Origin of the sequence: Streptomyces sp. NPDC048257 (assembly GCF_043201855.1) — a bacterium.
Taxonomy (GTDB): domain Bacteria; phylum Actinomycetota; class Actinomycetes; order Streptomycetales; family Streptomycetaceae; genus Streptomyces.
Window position 1 is genome coordinate 21,939 of the sequence record NZ_JBICZI010000028.1, and the last position, 19,750, is coordinate 41,688.

Here is a 19,750-nt window from a genome sequence, read left to right on the forward strand (position 1 = left end):
GAATTTTCCATGGGACTGGAAGAGAAGCTGCCGAGCGGCTTTCTGCTGACCACCGTCGAACAGGCCGCGGGATGGGTGCGCAAGTCGTCCGTCTTCCCGGCGACCTTCGGCCTGGCCTGCTGCGCCATCGAGATGATGACCACCGGAGCGGGCCGGTACGACCTGGCCCGCTTCGGCATGGAGGTCTTCCGCGGCTCCCCGCGCCAGGCCGATCTGATGATCGTGGCCGGTCGCGTCAGCCAGAAGATGGCGCCGGTGCTGCGGCAGGTGTACGACCAGATGCCCGCTCCCAAATGGGTCATCTCCATGGGTGTTTGTGCATCTTCGGGCGGAATGTTCAACAACTACGCGATCGTCCAGGGCGTCGACCACATCGTCCCGGTGGACATCTATCTGCCCGGCTGCCCGCCGCGCCCCGAGATGCTGTTGGACGCGATCCTCAAGCTCCACCAGAAGATCCAGGGATCCAAGCTCGGCGTGAACCGGGAAGAGGCGGCCCGTGAGGCGGAGGAGGCGGCCCTCAAGGCCCTCCCCACCATCGAGATGAAGGGGCTGCTCCGGTGAGCGAGACCCAAGAGCCGGAGAACGGCAGCAACGTCCCTGCGCCGCGCGGGCAGGGCCCCGAGGTCATCGGCGTCCGCAAGGGCATGTTCGGTGCCGCGAACGGCGGCGACACCAGCGGCTACGGCGGCCTGGTGCGGACCGTGGTCATGCCCGGCGCGACGAGCCGGCCCTACGGTTCCTGGTTCGACGAGGTGGCCGACGAGCTCGAAGGCGCCCTGGAGGAGCAGGACCTGGTCCCCGAGAACGCCATCGAGAAGACGGTGGTCGACCGGGGCGAGCTCACCTTCCACATCGCCCGCGAGCACCTCGTGCGGGTTGCGCGCACCCTGCGCGACGACCCGGCCCTGCGCTTCGAGCTCTGCACCGGCGTCTCCGGGGTGCACTTCCCGGACGAGAAGGGCCGCGAGCTGCACGCCGTCTACCACCTGCGCTCGCTCACGCACGGCCGGATCCTGCGGCTGGAGGTGTCCGTCCCGGACAGCGACCCGCACGTCCCCTCGCTCGTCGCCGTTTACCCGACCAACGACTGGCACGAGCGCGAGACGTACGACTTCTTCGGCCTGATCTTCGACGGGCACCCGGCCCTCACCCGGATCATGATGCCGGACGACTGGCAGGGCTTCCCGCAGCGCAAGGACTACCCGCTCGGCGGCATCCCCGTCGAGTACAAGGGCGCCCAGATCCCGGCTCCCGACCAGCGGAGGTCGTACAGCTGATGTCCACGTCAAACAACGCCTCCGCCGATCACGCCTCCGCGCGCGAGACGACCGAGGGCACCGTCTACACCGTCACCGGCGGCGACTGGGACGAGATCGTCCAGTCCGCGGCCAAGGCCGACGACGAGCGGATCGTCGTCAACATGGGTCCGCAGCACCCGTCCACCCACGGCGTGCTGCGCCTGATCCTGGAGATCGACGGCGAGACGGTCACCGAGGCCCGCTGCGGCATCGGCTACCTGCACACCGGCATCGAGAAGAACCTCGAATTCCGGAACTGGACGCAGGGCACCACGTTCGTGACGCGCATGGACTACCTGACGCCGTTCTTCAACGAGACGGCGTACTGCCTCGGCGTCGAGAGGCTGCTCGGCATCACCGACCAGATCCCGGACCGCGCCACCGTCATCCGCGTCCTGCTGATGGAGCTCAACCGGCTCTCCTCCCACCTGGTGTGCATCGCCACCGGCGGCATGGAGCTGGGCGCGACCACGATCATGATCTACGGCTTCCGCGACCGCGAGCTGATCCTCGACGTCTTCGAGCTGATCACCGGGCTGCGCATGAACCACGCGTTCGTCCGCCCCGGCGGCCTCGCGCAGGACCTGCCCCCGGGCGCCGTCGACCAGCTGCGCGAGTTCGTCAAGACCATGAAGAAGAACCTGCCGGAGTACGACAAGCTCGCCACCGGCAACCCCATCTTCAAGGCCCGCATGCAGGACGTCGGCTACCTCGACCTCACCGGCTGCATGGCGCTCGGCGCCACCGGCCCGATCCTGCGCTCCGCCGGCCTGCCGCACGACCTGCGCAAGTCGGACCCGTACTGCGGCTACGAGAACTACGAGTTCGACGTGCCGACCACCGACACCTGCGACTCCTACGGGCGGTTCCTGATCCGCCTGGAGGAGATGCGCCAGTCGCTGCGGATCGTCGAGCAGTGCCTGGAGCGCCTGGAGCCGGGACCGGTGATGGTCGCCGACAAGAAGATCGCCTGGCCGGCGCAGCTGGCGATGGGCCCCGACGGCCTCGGCAACTCGCTCGACCACATCAGGAACATCATGGGCACCTCCATGGAGGCCCTCATCCACCACTTCAAGCTGGTGACCGAGGGCTTCCGGGTCCCGGCCGGCCAGGCGTACGCGGCCGTCGAGTCGCCCAAGGGAGAGCTCGGCGTCCACGTGGTCTCCGACGGCGGAACCCGCCCCTACCGGGTCCACTTCCGCGACCCGTCCTTCACCAACCTGCAGGCCATGGCCGCGATGTGCGAGGGCGGCCAGGTCGCCGACGTCATCGTCGCCGTCGCCTCCATCGACCCCGTGATGGGAGGCGTCGACCGATGACCGCCAGTCCTTCGAACCAAGGGGTCTCACTGGGCATGCCCCAGCTGCCGGCCCCCGACTTTCCGGCGGAGGTACGCGAGCGCCTCGAAGCCGACGCCAGGGAAGTCATCGCCCGCTACCCCGACAGCCGCTCCGCGCTGCTGCCGCTGCTGCACCTGACCCAGTCGCAGGAGGGCTACGTCTCGCGCACGGGCATCCGCTTCTGCGCCGAGGTGCTGGGCCTGACCACCGCCGAGGTCACGGCCGTGGCGACCTTCTACACGATGTACCGGCGGCGGCCCTCCGGCGACTACCAGGTCGGAGTCTGTACGAACACCCTGTGCGCGGTCATGGGCGGCGACGCCATCTTCGAGGAGCTCCAGGAGCACCTCGGGGTCGGCAACAACGAGACCACCCCCGACGGCAAGGTCACCCTCGAACACATCGAGTGCAACGCGGCCTGCGACTTCGCCCCCGTGGTGATGGTCAACTGGGAGTTCTTCGACAACCAGACCCCCGCATCCGCCAAGGCCATGGTCGACGACCTGCTGGCCGGGCGCGAGGTCTCGCCGACCCGGGGCGCGCCGCTGTGCACCTACAAGGAGACCGCCCGGATCCTCGCCGGCTTCCCGGACGAGCGGGAGGGCGCCGTCGAGGCGACCGGCGGCGCCGGGCCCGCCTCCCTGATCGGGCTGCGCATCGCGCGCGGCGAGTCCGCGCACACCTCGATCGTCCACCCGCGTGGCGAGGCCGCCGCCGAGGGAGGGGAGTGATGTCCGTGTCTTCCGAGCTGAGCAACGGGGGTGCCTCCCGGCCGGAGGCCGGGGGCGGGACGAGCCCGGAGAAGCTCCTCGCGCCCGTGCTGTCCTCCTTCTGGGACGAGCCGCGGTCGTGGACGCTGGAGACCTACCGGCGGCACGAGGGGTACGAGGGCCTGCGCAAGGCGCTCGCGATGACCCCGGACGACCTCATCGCGTACGTGAAGGACTCGGGTCTGCGCGGCCGCGGCGGCGCGGGCTTCCCCACCGGGATGAAGTGGCAGTTCATCCCGCAGGGCGACGGCAAGCCGCACTACCTCGTGGTGAACGCGGACGAGTCGGAGCCGGGAACCTGCAAGGACATCCCCCTCCTCTTCGCCAACCCGCACTCCCTCATCGAGGGAATGATCATCGCCTGCTACGCGATCCGCTCGGAGCACGCCTTCATCTACCTGCGCGGGGAGACGGTGCCCGTACTGCGGCGCCTGCACGAGGCCGTGCGCGAGGCGTACGCGGCCGGATACCTCGGCAAGGACATCGACGGCACCGGGCGCAACCTCGACATCACGGTGCACGCGGGCGCGGGCGCGTACATCTGCGGCGAGGAGACGGCGCTGCTCGACTCCCTCGAAGGCCGACGCGGTCAGCCGCGGCTGCGTCCCCCCTTCCCTGCCGTCGAGGGGCTCTACGCGTGCCCCACTGTCGTCAACAACGTGGAGTCCATCGCCTCGGTTCCCGCGATCCTGAACAAGGGCAAGGACTGGTTCAAGTCGATGGGGACCGAGAAGTCCCCCGGCTTCACGCTGTACTCGCTCTCCGGGCACGTCGTCGGACCCGGCCAGTACGAGGCCCCGCTCGGCATCACCCTGCGCCAGCTGCTCGACATGAGCGGCGGGATGCGGCCCGGGCACCGGCTGAAGTTCTGGACCCCCGGCGGCTCCTCCACCCCGATGTTCACCGACGAGCACCTCGACGTGCCGCTCGACTACGAGGGCGTCGGCGCCGCCGGCTCGATGCTCGGCACCAAGGCCCTCCAGTGCTTCGACGAGACGACCTGCGTGGTGCGGGCCGTCACCCGCTGGACCGAGTTCTACGCCCACGAGTCCTGCGGCAAGTGCACCCCCTGCCGCGAAGGCACCTACTGGCTGGTCCAGTTGCTGCGCGACATCGAGGCCGGCAAGGGCGTCATGTCCGACCTCGACAAGCTGAACGACATCGCCGACAACATCAACGGCAAGTCCTTCTGCGCGCTCGGTGACGGCGCGGCCAGCCCGATCTTCTCCTCGCTCAAGTACTTCCGTGAGGAGTACGAGCAGCACATCACGGGCAAGGGCTGCCCCTTCGACCCCAGGAAGTCGACCCTCTGGGCCGACACGGAGGTGAACGCATGACCGTCACCACTACGGCGGCCTCCGGGGGCGGAGCGGCGGTTCCGCCGGAGAACACCGTCTCCCTCACCATCGACGGCGTCGAGCTGTCCGTGCCCAAGGGCACGCTCGTGATCCGGGCCGCCGAACAGCTCGGCATCGAGATCCCCCGGTTCTGCGACCACCCGCTCCTCTCCCCGGCCGGCGCCTGCCGCCAGTGCATCGTCGAGGTCGAGGGCCAGCGCAAGCCGATGGCCTCCTGCACCATCACCTGCACCGACGGCATGGTCGTCAAGACCCAGCTGACCTCCGAGGTCGCCGACAAGGCCCAGCGCGGGGTGATGGAGCTGCTGCTCATCAACCACCCGCTGGACTGCCCGGTCTGCGACAAGGGCGGCGAGTGCCCGCTGCAGAACCAGGCGATGTCGCACGGCAACGCCGAATCGCGGTTCGAGGGCAAGAAGCGCACCTACGAGAAGCCGGTCCCGATCTCCACCCAGGTACTGCTGGACCGCGAGCGGTGCGTGCTGTGCGCGCGCTGCACCCGCTTCTCCAACGAGATCGCCGGCGACCCGATGATCGAGCTGCTGGAGCGGGGCGCGCTCCAGCAGGTCGGCACCGGCGAGGGCGACCCCTTCGAGTCGTACTTCTCCGGCAACACCATCCAGATCTGCCCCGTCGGCGCCCTCACCTCGGCCGCCTACCGGTTCCGCTCCCGCCCCTTCGACCTCGTCTCCTCCCCGAGCGTGTGCGAGCACTGCGCGGGCGGCTGCGCGACCCGTACCGACCACCGGCGCGGCAAGGTGCTGCGCCGCCTCGCCGCCGAGGACCCCGAGGTCAACGAGGAATGGCTCTGCGACAAGGGCCGCTTCGGGTTCCGCTACGCGCAGCGCCCGGACCGGCTGACCACCCCGCTGGTGCGCAACGCCGCCGGGGTGCTGGAGCCGGCGAGCTGGCCCGAGGCCCTGGAGGCCGCGGCGAACGGCCTCGCCGCCGCGCGCGGCCGGGCCGGGGTACTGACCGGCGGCCGCCTCCCCGTCGAGGACGCCTACGCGTACGCCAAGTTCGCGCGGGTGGTGCTCGACACCAACGACATCGACTTCCGGGCCCGCGTGCACAGCGCCGAGGAGGCCGAGTTCCTGGCCTCGGAGGTCGCCGGATACGGGGTCGACCTCGGCGGACGGTGGCTCTCGTACACCGCCCTGGAAGCCGCCCCGGCGGTGCTGCTCGTCGGCATCGAGGCGGAGGAAGAGGCCCCGGGCGTCTTCCTGCGGCTGCGCAAGGCCCACCGCAAGCACAAGCAGCGGACCTTCTCCGTCGCCCCCTTCGCCACCCGCGGCCTGGACAAGGCGGGCGGCACCCTGCTGGCCGCCGCCCCCGGCACCGAGCCCGAGTGGCTCGACGCGCTGGCCTCCCGGACCGGCCTGGAGACCGGAGGCACCGAAGCCGCCGACGCGCTGCGCCTGCCCGGCGCGGTCATCCTCGTCGGGGAGCGCCTCGCCGGCGTGCCGGGCGCGCTGACCGCAGCCGTACGAGCCGCCGGCGTCACCGGGGCCGCCCTGGTGTGGATCCCGCGCCGGGCCGGTGAGCGGGCGGCCGTCGAGGCGGGCGCGCTGCCGTCGCTGCTGCCGGGTGGCCGTCCGGCCACCGACCCGCGGGCGCGCGCCGAGGTCGCCGCCGCCTGGGGGCTGGACGAACTGCCGCACCGCTACGGCCGCGACACCGGCCAGATCATCGAGGCCGCGGCGACCCGGGAGCTCTCGGCCCTGCTCGTCGCGGGCGTCGAGGTCACCGACCTGCCGGACCCGGCCCGCGCGCGCACCGCCCTCCAGGAGGCCTTCGTGGTCTCCCTGGAACTGCGGCCCAGCGAGGTCACCGCCCACGCGGACGTGGTCCTGCCGGTCGCCGCGGTCGCCGAGAAGGCGGGCGCCTTCATCAACTGGGAGGGCAGGGTCCGGCCGTTCGAGGCCGCGCTCAAGCCCGACCAGATGACCCGCCGGCTCGCCCCGGCCGACGCCCGCGTGCTGCACATGCTGGCCGACGCCGCCGACCGGCCGATCGCCCTGCCCGACGTGCACGCCGTACGCCGGGAGATCGACCGGCTCGGCCCGTGGGGCGGGGAGCGAGCCGCCGAACAGAGCGCGGACACCGCGCGGCTGCCCCGCCCGGGCAGCGGCGAGGCGGTCCTCGCCGGCCACCGGCTCCTGCTCGACCTGGGCCGGCTGCAGGACGGCGACGACGCCCTGGCCGGCACCCGGCACGAGGCGAGCGCCCGGCTGTCGGCCGCCACGGCCGCCGAGACCGGCGTCAAGAACGGCGACCTCCTCGCGGTCACCGGTCCGGCCGGCACCGTGGAACTCCCGCTCCGGATCACCGAGATGCCCGACCGCGTGGTCTGGCTCCCGCTGAACTCCACCGGCTCCGGCGTCCTCGCCGACGCCGGAGCCCGCCCGGGCACCCTCGTACGCATCGGCCCGGCGACCCCGGCCGGCGCAGGCGGCACCACTGCGGAGGTGGACGCGTGAACGCGGTACACGGTGACTTCGTGCAAGTGGCCGCCGAGGACCTGTCCCTGTTCGGCCAGGACGTCTGGTGGCTCGTCCTCCTCAAGGCGGTCTTCTGCTTCGCCTTCCTGATGGTGACCGTGCTCTTCTCCATCGTGTGGGAGCGCAAGGTCGTCGCCTGGATGCAGCTGCGCATCGGCCCGAACCGGCACGGCCCCTGGGGCATGCTCCAGTCGCTCGCCGACGGCGTGAAGCTGATGCTCAAGGAAGACCTGATCGTCAAGCGGGCCGACAAGGTCATCTACGTCCTGGCCCCGATCATCGCGGCGATCCCGGCCTTCATGGCCATCGCGGTGATCCCCTTCGGGCCGCCGGGCGACGAGGTCTCCATCTTCGGCCAGCGCACCACGATGCAGCTGACCGACCTGCCCATCGCGATGCTCTACATCCTCGCGGTGGCCTCGGTCGGCATCTACGGCATCGTGCTGGCCGGCTGGTCCTCCGGCTCGACCTACCCGCTCCTCGGCGGCCTGCGCTCCTGCGCGCAGATGATCTCCTACGAGATCGCGATGGGCGCGGCCTTCGCCTCGGTCTTCCTCTACTCCGGGTCGATGTCGACCTCGGCGATCGTGGAGGCCCAGGAGGGCCGCTGGTTCATCGTGCTGCTGCCGGTGTCCTTCATCATCTACGTCATCACGATGGTCGGCGAGACGAACCGCGCCCCCTTCGACATGCCCGAGTCCGAGGGCGACCTGGTCGGCGGCTTCAACACCGAGTACTCGTCCATCAAGTTCGCGCTGTTCATGCTGGCGGAGTACGTCAACATGGTCACCGTCTCGGCGGTCTCGGTCACCCTCTTCCTGGGCGGCTGGCGGGCCCCGTACCCGATCAGCTCCTTCTGGGAGGGCGCGAACCACGGCTGGTGGCCGATGCTCTGGTTCGTCATCAAGGTGCAGCTGCTGCTGTTCTTCTTCATCTGGCTGCGCGGCACGCTGCCCCGCGTGCGCTACGACCAGTTGATGAAGCTCGGCTGGAAGGTCCTGATCCCGGTCTCGGTGGTCTGGCTGATGCTGGTGGCCACCGTCCGGGCGCTGCGCAACGAGGCGTACGACTTCAGCGAGATCGTCCTCTACGTCGGCGGCGCCGTCGTGGCGATCCTGCTGCTCTCCTTCGTCGCGGACCTCTTCCGCGACAAGCGGGAGAAGGCGGCGGCCGCGGAGGCCGTGAACGACGCCGAGCCCTTCGACCCGCTGGCGGGCGGATTCCCCGTACCGCCGAAGCCCGGCCAGCACCTGGCACCCGTACCCCGCAGGCGGCCCCGCAACGAGCGGGAGCTGATTGTCAGTGGCGGGACGAATACTGACAGTGACCGAGAGGAGGCTTGAGAGATGTCCGACGAGAAGTGGCAGAACCCGGTGGCGGGCTTCGGCGTGACCTTCAAGGCCATGTTCAAGAAGCGCCTCACCGAGCAGTACCCGGAGCAGCAGAAGACGACCGCCCCCCGCTTCCACGGACGGCATCAGCTCAACCGGCACCCCGACGGTCTGGAGAAGTGCATCGGGTGCGAGCTGTGTGCCTGGGCCTGTCCCGCCGACGCCATCTACGTGGAGGGCGCGGACAACACCGAGGAGGAGCGCTACTCCCCGGGTGAGCGGTACGGCCGCGTCTACCAGATCAACTACGCCCGCTGCATCCTGTGCGGGCTGTGCGTGGAGGCGTGCCCGACGAGGGCGCTGACCATGACGAACGAGTTCGAACTGGCCGACTCCAGCCGCGAATCGCTCATCTACACCAAGGAGCAGCTGCTCTCCGGTCTCACCGAGGGCATGGTCGAGGCACCGCACTCGATCTTCCCCGGTACGGACGACACGGACTACTACCGCGGACTGGTGACCGGGGCCGCCCCGGGCACGGTCCGCCAGGTCGCCGTCTCCAAGGGCGAAGTCGCCCCGGAGAACGGGCAGTCCGAGGAGGTGGGCGCATGAGCACCGTCGCCGCCTCCATGACCTCCACGGGCGAGGCGATCCAGTTCTGGATCCTCGGCACGGTCGCCGTCATCGGCGCCCTGGCCACGATCCTGATGAAGAAGGCCGTGCACAGCGCCCTCAGCCTGGCCGGGACGATGATCATCCTGGCCGTCTTCTACCTCGCCAACGGGGCGTACTTCCTGGGCGTCGTCCAGGTCATCGTCTACACCGGCGCCATCATGATGCTCTTCCTCTTCGTGGTCATGCTCGTCGGCGTCACCGCCGCCGACTCCCTGAAGGAGACCATCAAGGGCCAGCGCTGGTGGGCCGTGCTGTGCGGTCTCGGCTTCGGCGCCCTGCTGATCGCCGGCATCGCCAACGCCGGGCTCACCCACTTCACCGGGCTCGGCCGGGTCAACTCCGGCGGGCACATCGAAGGCCTGGCCCAGCTGATCTTCACCAAGTACGTCTTCGCCTTCGAGATCACCGGCGCACTGCTGATCACGGCGGCCGTCGGCGCGATGGTGCTCACCCACCGCGAGCGCACCGAACGGGCCGCCACCCAGCGCGAGCTCGCCGAGAAGCGCGTCCGCGAGGGCGTCCAGCTCCCGCCGCTCCCCGCGCCCGGCGTCTACGCCCGGCACAACGCGGTGGACGTCGCCGGTCTGCTGCCGGACGGCACCCCGTCCGAGCTGACCGTCAACCGGACGCTGCGTGCCCGGGGCCAGATCCGGGACGTCTCCAGCGAGGCGCTCGACGACCTCAAGGCGCTGGAGCAGGCCTCCTCGGAGCGCCTCGGCCGTGAGGAGGCCTCGAAGTGAATCCGGTCAACTACCTGTACCTGGCGGCCCTGCTGTTCACCATCGGTGCCGCAGGGGTCCTGATCCGCAAGAACGCGATCGTGCTGTTCATGTGCGTCGAGCTGATGCTCAACGCCTGCAACCTCGCCTTCGTCGCGTTCTCCCGGATGCACGGCAACCTCGACGGCCAGATCATCGCGTTCTTCACGATGGTCGTCGCCGCCGCGGAGGTCGTGGTCGGCCTGGCGATCATCGTGTCGCTGTTCCGTACCCGCCACTCGGCCTCGGTCGACGACGCCAGCCTGATGAAGCTGTAAGGGGTCGCTGTGGAGAACCTGATTGCGCTGCTGGTGGCAGCGCCCCTGCTCGGAGCGGTGGTGCTGCTGTGCGGCGGCCGGCGCCTCGACAAGGTCGGTCACTGGATCGGCACCCTGTTCGCGGCCGTCTCCTTCGGGATCGGCGCCGCGCTGTTCGCCGACATGCTGGGGCGCACGGCCGAGGACCGGACCCTGACCCAGAACCTGTACACCTGGATCCCCGTCGAGGGCTTCCAGGCGGACATGGCCTTCCAGCTGGACCAGCTGTCGATGACCTTCGTCCTGCTGATCTCCGGGGTGGGCACGCTCATCCACGTGTACTCGATCGGGTACATGGAGCACGACGAGCGCCGCCGCCGCTTCTTCGGCTACCTGAACCTGTTCGTCGCGGCGATGCTCCTGCTGGTCCTCGCCGACAACTACCTGCTGCTGTACTTCGGCTGGGAGGGCGTGGGCCTCGCCTCGTACCTCCTGATCGGTTTCTGGCAGCACAAGCCCAGCGCGGCCACCGCGGCGAAGAAGGCCTTCCTGGTCAACCGCGTCGGCGACATCGGCCTGTCGATCGCCATCATGCTGATGTTCACCACCTTCGGGACCTTCGCCTTCGAGCCGGTGTTCGCGTCGGTGGGCGAGACCTCCGAGGGCACGCTGACGGCGATCGGCCTGATGCTGCTGCTGGCCGCCTGCGGCAAGTCGGCGCAGGTCCCGCTGCAGTCCTGGCTCGGGGACGCGATGGAAGGCCCGACCCCGGTCTCGGCCCTGATCCACGCGGCCACCATGGTGACGGCGGGCGTGTACCTGATCGTCCGCTCCGCCGCCGTCTTCAACGGGGCGCCGGACGCACAGCTGGTGGTCACCGTCGTGGGCGCGGTCACGCTGCTCTTCGGTGCGATCGTCGGTTGCGCGAAGGACGACATCAAGAAGGCCCTGGCGGGCTCGACGATGTCGCAGATCGGCTACATGATCCTCGCCGCGGGCCTCGGCCCGATCGGCTACGTCTTCGCGATCATGCACCTGGTGACGCACGGCTTCTTCAAGGCGGGTCTCTTCCTCGGCGCCGGTTCCGTGATGCACGGGATGAACGACGAGGTCGACATGCGCAAGTACGGCGCCCTGCGCACGTACATGCCGGTCACCTTCGTGACCTTCGGACTCGGGTACCTGGCCATCATCGGCTTCCCGGGCCTGTCGGGCTTCTTCTCCAAGGACATGATCATCGAGGCGGCCTTCGCGAAGGGCGGCACCGAGGGCTGGATCCTGGGCGGGGTGACCCTGCTGGGCGCCGGCATCACCGCCTTCTACATGACCCGCGTCATGCTCCTCACCTTCTTCGGTGAGAAGCGCTGGCAGCCCACCGTGTCCGACAGCGGCTCCGCCGAGGGCGACCTGCCGCAGCCGCACGAGTCCCCGAAGTCGATGACCATCCCGATGGTCATCCTGGCCTTCGGCTCGGTCTTCGCCGGTGGCTTCTTCGAGATCGGGGAGCGCTTCCTCAAGTGGCTGGAGCCCGTCACCGGTTACGAGCACGGCAACCCGCCGGTCAGCGCCATGACGGTCACCGCGGCCACCATGGTGGTCCTCGTCATCGGCGTCGCCATCGCCTGGACCATGTACGGCCGTAAGCCCGTCCCGGTCGTCGCCCCGCGCGGCTCGCTCCTCACCCGGGCGGCCCGCAAGGACCTCTACCAGGACGACTTCAACCACGTCGTGCTGGTGCGCGGCGGGGAGCACCTGACCCGTTCGCTCGTGTACCTCGACCACAGCGTGGTCGACGGGGTGGTCAACGGGACGGCCGCCTCGGTCGGCGGGCTCTCGGGCCGCCTGCGCAAGCTGCAGAACGGCTACGCCCGCAGCTACGCGGTCTCGATGTTCGGGGGCACGGCGATCCTGATCGCCGCGACCCTGCTGATGAGGGCGGTGTGAGATGAATTTCCCGCTTCTGACGGTGACGGCCGCGGTCCCCGCGGTCGGCGCGATCCTGACGGCGGCCGTCCCGGCCGCCCGCCGGACCGCCGCCAAGTGGCTCGCGCTGCTCTTCTCGCTGGCGACCCTGGCCCTGGCCGTGCTCGTCGCGGTCCGCTTCGACCCCGGTGGCGACCGCTACCAGCTCACCGAATCCCGCTCCTGGATCGCCGACTTCGGCGTCCGCTACGAGCTGGGCGTGGACGGGATCGGGGTGGTGCTCATCGGGCTCACCGCGCTGCTGATCCCCTTCGTGATCGCGGCCGGCTGGCACGACGCCGACCCGCTGGAGACCAAGAGCTCCCGGTGGCGGCCGACCCAGGGCTTCTTCGCCCTGATCCTGCTGGTCGAGGCGATGGTGATCATCTCCTTCGAGGCCACCGACGTCTTCCTCTTCTACATCTTCTTCGAAGCCATGCTCATCCCGATGTACTTCCTCATCGGCGGCTTCGGGGACCGGGCCCACAGTGGCTCCGACGAGAACGCGGCCGCGCAGCGCTCGTACGCGGCGGTCAAGTTCCTCCTCTACAACCTGGTCGGCGGCCTGATCATGCTGGCGGCCGTCATCGGCCTCTACGTGGTCGCCGGGAACTTCTCGCTCCAGGAGATCACCGCCGCCCGCGCCGCGGGCACGCTCGACATGGCGACCAACACCGAGCGGCTGCTGTTCCTCGGCTTCTTCTTCGCCTTCGCGGTGAAGGCCCCGCTGTGGCCGCTGCACACCTGGCTGCCGAACGCGATGGGGGAGTCCACCGCTCCGGTCGCCGTACTGATCACCGCGGTCGTCGACAAGGTCGGCACCTTCGCGATGCTCCGTTTCTGCCTCGGGCTCTTCCCCGACGCCAGCAAGTGGGCCACGCCGGTGATCCTCGTCCTGGCCCTGATCAGCATCGTCTACGGCGCGCTGGTCGCGGTCGGCCAGCGGGACATCAAGCGGCTGGTCGCCTACGCCTCGATCTCGCACTTCGGCTTCATCATCCTGGGCATCTTCGCGATGACCTCCCAGGGCCAGTCCGGCGCCACCCTCTACATGGTCAACCACGGCCTGTCGACGGCGGCGCTGATGCTGGTGGCCGGCTTCCTGATCTCGCGGCGCGGCTCGCGGCTCATCGCCGACTACGGCGGCGTCCAGAAGGTGGCCCCGGTCCTCGCCGGCACCTTCCTGATCGGCGGCCTCGCCACCCTCTCGCTGCCGGGCCTCGCGCCCTTCGTCAGTGAGTTCCTCGTCCTGGTCGGCACGTTCGCCCGGTACCCGGTCGTCGGCATCATCGCGACCACCGGCATCGTGCTGGCCGCGCTCTACACGCTGGTGCTCTACCAGCGCACGATGACCGGCCCCGTGAAGGAGGAGGTCCGCACCATGCCGGACCTGCGCCTGCGCGAGGTGCTGGTGGTCGCCCCGCTGATCGCCCTGCTGATCGGGCTGGGCGTCTACCCGAAGGTGCTCACCGACATCGTCAACCCGGCGGTGGAGCACACCATGTCGGACGTGAAGCAGACGGACCCGAAGCCCGAGGTCGACGTCGAAGCCAAGAACGGGGAGGCGGCGAAGTGAGCACACTGACTTCCGCCCACAGCCTGTGGACACTGGCGGCCGAGGGGCCGGTCGACCGGATCCCCGCGCCGACCATCGAGTACGCGCAGCTCGCGCCCACGCTGATCGTGGTGGGCGCGGCGGTGCTCGGGATCCTCGTCGAGGCCTTCGTGCCCCGCAAGTCCCGTTACTACGTACAGGTGTTCCTCACCGTCGCCGCGCTGGCCTCGGCCTTCGCCGCGGTCGTCGGCCTCGCCGCCGGCGGGTACGGCTCGGGCAAGGCCCACATCGCCGCGATGGGCGCCATCGCCGTGGACGGCCCGGCGCTCTTCCTCCAGGGCACCATCCTGCTGGCCTCGGTCGTCGCGGTCTTCACCTTCGCCGAGCGGCGGCTGGACCCCGCGGCGCACGGCAACCGGGTGGACTCCTTCGCCGCCCAGGCGGCGTCCGTACCGGGCAGCGACAGCGAGAAGGCCGCCGTCAAGGCGGGCTTCACCACCACCGAGGTCTTCCCGCTGGCCCTGTTCGCGATCGCCGGCATGCTGATCTTCCCGGCGGCCAACGACCTGCTGACGCTGTTCATCGCCCTTGAGGTGTTCTCCCTCCCGCTCTACCTGCTCTGCGCCCTGGCCCGCCGCCAGCGGCTGATGTCGCAGGAGGCCGCGGTGAAGTACTTCCTGCTGGGCGCCTTCTCCTCCGCCTTCCTCCTCTTCGGCATCGCGCTGCTCTACGGGTACGCGGGCTCGGTTTCGTACGCGGTGATCGCGGACGTGGTCGACGGCACGGTCGGGAAGATCGACCCGGCGCTGGCCTCCACCATGGGCAACGACGCGCTGCTGCTGATCGGCGGCGCGCTGATCCTGACCGGCCTGCTCTTCAAGGTCGGCGCGGTCCCCTTCCACATGTGGACCCCGGACGTCTACCAGGGCGCCCCGACCCCGATCACCGGCTTCATGGCGGCGGCGACGAAGGTGGCCGCCTTCGGCGCCCTCCTGCGGCTGCTCTACGTGGTCCTGCCGGGGCTGCGGTGGGACTGGCGTCCGGTGATGTGGGCGGTGGCCATCGTCACGATGCTGGCGGGTGCGGTGATCGCCGTGACCCAGACGGACGTCAAGCGACTGCTGGCGTACTCCTCGATCGCGCACGCCGGCTTCATCCTGGCCGGTGTGATCGCGACCTCGGCGGAGGGCGTCCAGTCCGTCCTCTTCTACCTGGGCGCGTACTCCTTCGTGACGATCGGCGCCTTCGCGGTGGTCACGCTGGTGCGCGACGCGGGCGGCGAGGCCACGCACCTGTCCAAGTGGGCTGGTCTGGGACGGCGTTCGCCGCTGACGGCGGCCGTCTTCGCGGTGTTCCTGCTGGCCTTCGCGGGCATCCCGCTGACCTCGGGCTTCACCGGCAAGTTCGCCGTGTTCAAGGCGGCGGCGGAGAGCGGCGCCGGGGTGCTGGTCGTGGTCGGTGTCATCTCGTCCGCGATCGCCGCGTTCTTCTACATCCGGGTGATCGTCCTGATGTTCTTCAGCGAGCCGAAGGCCGACGGCCCGACGGTGGCGGTCCCCTCGCCGCTGACGATGACCACCATCGCGGTGGGCGTCGCGGTCACGCTGATCCTGGGTCTGGCCCCGCAGTACTTCCTGGACCTGGCGGGGCAGGCGAGCACCTTCGTCCGCTGACCGGTTCGCGCAATGGCCGAGGGCCCGGTCCCCTTCAGGGGGAGCCGGGCCCTTGGTTGTGTGCGGGTCTACTCCGGTAGCCCCTTCGGTTTGATGGTGGTGAGGTCCAGGTCGATGGGGAAGGGGACCGCGACCTTCAGCCGGTCGTGGAAGATGCCCGTTGCGACGTAGACATGCGTGGCCGGTTCGAGTTCGAACACGTAGACGACTGCCCGGTCGTTCTTGTTCTCGACCCGCCAGTAGTGGGGGATTCCTGCCCGGGCGTATTTGGCCGGCTTGGTCTCGCGGTCCCGGCCGATCGAATCAGGAGAGACGACCTCGATGGCCAGCCGGACGGACGCGGCGGGGATCCGTGTCTGTTGCTCGGGGCCCCGGGCCAGTTCCTCATCGACGACGAGGACGTCCGGCTCGGGCCGGTTCAGTCGGTCGATGTCGATGGTGAACTCTCTCATCACTTCGAGTCCGTCCGGAACCAGTGATTCGAGTTGCCATTCGAAGAATCGCAGGGCTCGCATGTGGAAACGGGTTTGCGGACTCACGAAAATCAGGCTCCCGTCGATCAGCTCCGTGTGCGGAGGCAGGTTGGGAAGCCGGTCAAGGTCGTCGGCCGTCCACCCGCCCGCGGGTGGGACGGGCCAGCGCGGGGCGGGCTCCTGCTCGGGGGTCTCGGGATCGACGCTCATCGGTAGTGCTCCCATGCCACGGAGTCTCGCGAGTTCGACCAGCGTATCGCCCGGGATTCCCGGAGAAGCCGCCCTTATGGGTGAGTCATATGCGCATGGCACTTGACTCCACAGCACAGGCCGGGCGGACTAGCGGTCGTGCCCGTGCGCGGGGTTCGCCGGGGTGGGCGCCTTCTTCGGGCAGGTCAGCGCCGGGTTCCAGTTGTGGAAGCGGCCCGCCGGGTTCTCCTTGTACGCCCACATGTGCAGGTCGTAGTGCCTGGGCATGCCCGCCCAGTGGCCCGGCATCGGCCCGTCGAAGGGCAGCCCGAACATGCTCGGACGGTCGTCGGTGGTCTTCAGGTCCTGGTCCCGGTCGGTCGACATCCATTCCACGGTCTGGAGCTTGCGACGGCCGTTGCGGTCCTTCTCCTTGCTGTAGAGGAGCGCGGTCGGCCTGGCGGGGTCCTTCGAACCCCAGTTGGCCTGCTTCACATAGTGGTAGCCCATGGCGCCCACCCCGAACGGGTTGGTCATGCACTCCTCGCCGTGGGGGACGTACCCGTCCTTGAGCGCCTCCCGCTCGTCCGCGTACTTGGCCGTCACCGCGATCGCCGTCGCCATGTCCCGCATGGCCTTCGCGTCGCGGGGATCGGGAGCCGGCCCCTCGACCCCGTGGGCCGGGGCCACGGCGGCCAGACCCAGCGACACGGCGGCTGCACAGGCCAGGACGGTCTTCAGACTGCGGACGGACATGGCGGCGGCTCCTCGCGGTGGGGGTACGGGGTACGGGTTCCCGCTTCCATTCGTCCGTCCACCATCCCGGCCCCGCCCGCCGGGCGCACGCGGCGCGCCTCCGAACGGGGGCCGTGGCTCCCTCAGCCGCGGGCGGCGTACGCGCGGACGTCCGCGTCCGGGTCCGTGACCGCCGTGGCGAGGGCCGCCCGGGCCTCCGCGGTGTCCCGGTGGGCCAGCAGGGCCAGTACCGCGGCCTTGCGGACGTCCGCGTTGGCGTCGGCCAGGGCCTTGGCCAGAGCCGGTACGGCCGCCTCCGCGGCCGCGGCCGACAGCCCGGCCGCCGCGCCCGCCCGGACCTGCCAGGCGGCGTCGGCCAGGGCCGCCACCGCGGTACGGGCGTACCCGTCCGGGCAGCCGGCCGAGGCCAGTGCGCCGAGCGCGGCGCCCCGCACCAGCGGGTCCGGGTCGGCCAGCAGCGGGTCCAGCGGGGCCGGGGCCGGGGCGTGCACCGAGGCCAGGCCCTTGGCCACCGCCACCCGGACCTCGCGGGCCGGGTCCGCGGCGGCCGCGGCCAGCTCCGGGACCGCGTCCACCGAGACCAGCCCCCGCACCGCGTGGATCCGGACCTCCGGGTCGGCGTCGGCCAGCGAGGCGGCGTACAGCCCCGCCTCGCCCAGCCGCAGCGCCCGCAGGGCTTCGAGCGCGGCGGAGCGCACCGCCGCGTCGGGCACCGCGAGGGCGGCGCGCAGGCCCGCCCCCAGCTCCGGCCCGCCCGGCAGGACCTCCACGAGCTCGCGCAGCGCGGCCGCGGCGGCCGCCCGTACGGCCGGATCCGCGTCCGCGAGGCGCGCGGCCAGCGCGGGCCCGGCGCCGGCCGGGACGGTCTCGCCGAGCGCGGCCACGGCGGCGGCCCGTACCGCCGGATCGGGGTCGGTCAGGTAGGGCGACAGGGCGGCCAGATCGGGTGACTCCTCGGCCAGGGCGAGCAGTTCGAGGATCCGGGGCGAGGCTCCGCCGGCGCGGAGGGGGGTCGCCGCCGGATGTGCCGCGTCCGGGACCGGCCCGGCCTGCGCGCGGGCCGCCGGAGCCGCCTCACGGGGGCCCGCCGTGGCCACCGGCACCAGGTCGACCTCGCCCAGGTGCCGCGAGGGACCGCCGGCCGGGGCGAAACCGTCGACCGGCACCAGGTACGGCTCCACCGGCCGGGCGGTGAACTCCATCGCCCCGGAGGCCGACTTGCGCAGGTCCAGGTGGTGCAGCCAGCCGGTGTCGTCGCGCTCCGGGTGGTCGAGCCGCTCGTGGTAGAGGCCCCAGCGGGACTCCGTGCGGGCCAGCGAGGACCGGGCCGCCATCTCCGCGCAGTCCCGGATGAAGGACACCTCCGCGCACCGCATCAGCTCGTGCGCGGTGGTCGCGCCCATTTCCGCGATCTCGCCGGTCATCCGGTCGAAGGCCGCCACGGCGAGCGAGAGCTTCGCGCCCGTCTTCGGCGGGGCCACGTAGTCGTTCACGAACCGCCGCAGCTTGTACTCCACCTGCGGCTGTGGCGGCCCGTCCGGGTTGCGCAGGGGGCGGTAGATCAGCTCGTGGGCCGCCGCCAGCTGGTCGGCCGGCAGCGTGCCCTCGTACGCCGTGTACCGCGACGCGTCCCCGCCCGCCAGATCGCCGAAGACGAACGCCCCGATCATGTAGTTGTGCGGTACGGACGCCAGGTCCCCGGCCGCGTAGAGCCGCGGCACCGTGGTGCGCGCGTGGTCGTCCACCCGGACCCCCGACGCCGAGTGGCCGCCGCACAGCCCGATCTCCGAGATGTGCATCTCGATGTCGTGCGTGCGGTAGTCGTGGCCGCGGCCCGCGTGGAAGGTCCCGCGCGTCGGCCGTTCGGTGGTGTGCAGGATCGATTCCAGGGAGGCCACCGACTCCTCCGGGAGGTGGCTGAGCTTGAGGTACACCGGACCCCGGTCGGAGGCGAGTTCGGCCGCGAACTCCGCCATCATCTGCCCCGACCAGTAGTCGGAGTCCACGAAGCGCTCGCCGTGCCGGTTGACCTGGTAGCCGCCGAAGGGGTTCGCGACGTACGCGCACGCCGGCCCGTTGTAGTCCTTGATCAGCGGGTTGATCTGGAAGCACTCGATCCCGGTCAGGGCGGCGCCCGCGTGGTAGGCCATGGCGTAGCCGTCGCCCGCGTTCGTCGGGTTCTCGTACGTGCCGTACAGGTATCCGGACGCCGGCAGTCCGAGCCGCCCGCACGGGCCGGTCGCCAGGATCACCGCCCCGGCGCGCACGGTCACGAAAGCGCCGGTGCGGGTGTTGAAGGCGGCCGCGCCGATCGCCCGGCCGTCCTCGGGCGAGGTGAGGACGCGTACCGGCATCACCCGGTTCTCGATCCGGATCCGCTCGCGCATCTCACGGCGCCGCAGCTGCCGGTAGAGGACCTTCTTGACGTCCTTGCCCTCGGGCATGGGCAGCACGTAGGCGCCCGAGCGGTGGACCTGGCGCACCGCGTACTCGCCGTGCTCGTCCTTCTCGAACTTCACCCCGTACGACTCCAGGCGCTGCACCATCGCGAAGCCGCGGGTCGCGGTCTGGCGGACCGTGGACTGGTCGACGATGCCGTCGTTGGCCCGGGTGATCTCGGCGACGTAGTCGTCGGGCTCGGCGCGGCCGGGGACGACGGCGTTGTTGACCCCGTCCATGCCCATGGCGAGCGCCCCGGAGTGGCGGACGTGCGCCTTCTCCAGGAGCAGGACCCGCGCGCCCCGCTCGGCGGCGGTCAGGGCCGCCATCGTGCCGGCGGTGCCGCCGCCGATGACGAGGACGTCGCAGGAGAGTTCCTCGGTGTCGCCGATCGCGGGGATGTCCATGGTGC

At 70.5% G+C, this 19,750-nt stretch carries 16 protein-coding genes; 13 read left to right on the top strand and 3 right to left on the bottom strand.

All coding sequences use genetic code 11. The features are described 5' to 3' along the window. Positions 1–9 precede the first annotated feature (9 nt). Genes ACGFZK_RS32960 through nuoN form a run of 13 tightly spaced genes read left to right on the top strand, consistent with a single transcriptional unit; the run spans position 10 to position 15,481 of the window. Positions 10–564: an NADH-quinone oxidoreductase subunit B family protein gene (locus ACGFZK_RS32960; RefSeq protein ID WP_123079911.1), complete on the top strand. Its 555-nt coding sequence runs from the start codon at positions 10–12 to the stop codon at positions 562–564. Further along, entirely contained in the window at positions 561–1,280 is a 720-nt protein-coding gene (locus tag ACGFZK_RS32965) for an NADH-quinone oxidoreductase subunit C (protein WP_393852525.1), read from the top strand. The genes ACGFZK_RS32960 and ACGFZK_RS32965 overlap by 4 nt, the downstream gene beginning before the upstream one ends. Next, a complete protein-coding gene (locus ACGFZK_RS32970) occupies positions 1,280–2,620 on the top strand; it encodes an NADH-quinone oxidoreductase subunit D (protein WP_393852526.1) in 1,341 nt (446 codons plus the stop codon). The genes ACGFZK_RS32965 and ACGFZK_RS32970 overlap by 1 nt, the downstream gene beginning before the upstream one ends. After that, entirely contained in the window at positions 2,617–3,372 is a 756-nt protein-coding gene (nuoE, locus tag ACGFZK_RS32975; protein WP_393852527.1) for an NADH-quinone oxidoreductase subunit NuoE, read from the top strand. The genes ACGFZK_RS32970 and nuoE overlap by 4 nt, the downstream gene beginning before the upstream one ends. Beyond that, the gene (gene nuoF, locus ACGFZK_RS32980) at positions 3,372–4,748 is read left to right on the top strand and encodes an NADH-quinone oxidoreductase subunit NuoF (protein ID WP_393852528.1); all 1,377 of its coding nucleotides are present in this window, start codon (positions 3,372–3,374) and stop codon (positions 4,746–4,748) included. The genes nuoE and nuoF overlap by 1 nt, the downstream gene beginning before the upstream one ends. After that, complete coding sequence (locus ACGFZK_RS32985) at positions 4,745–7,249, top strand: NADH-quinone oxidoreductase subunit G (protein WP_393852529.1); 2,505 nt, start codon at positions 4,745–4,747, stop codon at positions 7,247–7,249. Before nuoF ends, ACGFZK_RS32985 begins: the two co-directional genes overlap by 4 nt. Continuing rightward, positions 7,246–8,613, top strand: a complete 1,368-nt coding sequence (gene nuoH, locus ACGFZK_RS32990) for an NADH-quinone oxidoreductase subunit NuoH (RefSeq protein ID WP_393852530.1) — start codon at positions 7,246–7,248, stop codon at positions 8,611–8,613. Before ACGFZK_RS32985 ends, nuoH begins: the two co-directional genes overlap by 4 nt. A 3-nt stretch (positions 8,614–8,616) precedes the next feature. Further along, positions 8,617–9,213 (top strand): NADH-quinone oxidoreductase subunit NuoI, encoded by a 597-nt coding sequence (gene nuoI / locus ACGFZK_RS32995; RefSeq protein ID WP_393852531.1) that lies wholly within the window; start codon positions 8,617–8,619, stop codon positions 9,211–9,213. Continuing rightward, positions 9,210–10,016: an NADH-quinone oxidoreductase subunit J gene (locus ACGFZK_RS33000; RefSeq protein ID WP_393852532.1), complete on the top strand. Its 807-nt coding sequence runs from the start codon at positions 9,210–9,212 to the stop codon at positions 10,014–10,016. The genes nuoI and ACGFZK_RS33000 overlap by 4 nt, the downstream gene beginning before the upstream one ends. Then, the gene (nuoK, locus tag ACGFZK_RS33005) at positions 10,013–10,312 is read left to right on the top strand and encodes an NADH-quinone oxidoreductase subunit NuoK (RefSeq protein WP_030864698.1); all 300 of its coding nucleotides are present in this window, start codon (positions 10,013–10,015) and stop codon (positions 10,310–10,312) included. The genes ACGFZK_RS33000 and nuoK overlap by 4 nt, the downstream gene beginning before the upstream one ends. Before the next feature lie 9 nt (positions 10,313–10,321). After that, positions 10,322–12,235, top strand: coding sequence for an NADH-quinone oxidoreductase subunit L (gene nuoL / locus ACGFZK_RS33010; RefSeq protein WP_393852533.1), 1,914 nt, complete (start codon positions 10,322–10,324; stop codon positions 12,233–12,235). A 1-nt stretch (position 12,236) separates the two neighbouring features. Then, on the top strand, positions 12,237–13,829 hold the full coding sequence (locus ACGFZK_RS33015; protein ID WP_393852534.1) for an NADH-quinone oxidoreductase subunit M: 1,593 nt from the start codon (positions 12,237–12,239) through the stop codon (positions 13,827–13,829). Between the two features lie 5 nt (positions 13,830–13,834). Further along, on the top strand, positions 13,835–15,481 hold the full coding sequence (gene nuoN, locus ACGFZK_RS33020; protein ID WP_393852580.1) for an NADH-quinone oxidoreductase subunit NuoN: 1,647 nt from the start codon (positions 13,835–13,837) through the stop codon (positions 15,479–15,481). A gap of 68 nt (positions 15,482–15,549) precedes the next feature. Here nuoN and ACGFZK_RS33025 read toward each other — a convergent pair whose 3' ends face one another. The 3 genes from ACGFZK_RS33025 to ACGFZK_RS33035 form a co-directional block, all read right to left on the bottom strand. Continuing rightward, on the bottom strand, positions 15,550–16,164 hold the full coding sequence (locus tag ACGFZK_RS33025) for a Uma2 family endonuclease (protein ID WP_393852535.1): 615 nt from the start codon (positions 16,162–16,164) through the stop codon (positions 15,550–15,552). Positions 16,165–16,293: 129 nt separating this feature from the next. Next, positions 16,294–16,899: a hypothetical protein gene (locus tag ACGFZK_RS33030; RefSeq protein WP_393852536.1), complete on the bottom strand. Its 606-nt coding sequence runs from the start codon at positions 16,897–16,899 to the stop codon at positions 16,294–16,296. Between the two features lie 122 nt (positions 16,900–17,021). Next, positions 17,022–19,745: a fumarate reductase/succinate dehydrogenase flavoprotein subunit gene (locus ACGFZK_RS33035; protein ID WP_393852537.1), complete on the bottom strand. Its 2,724-nt coding sequence runs from the start codon at positions 19,743–19,745 to the stop codon at positions 17,022–17,024. Between the last annotated feature and the right edge of the window lie 5 nt (positions 19,746–19,750).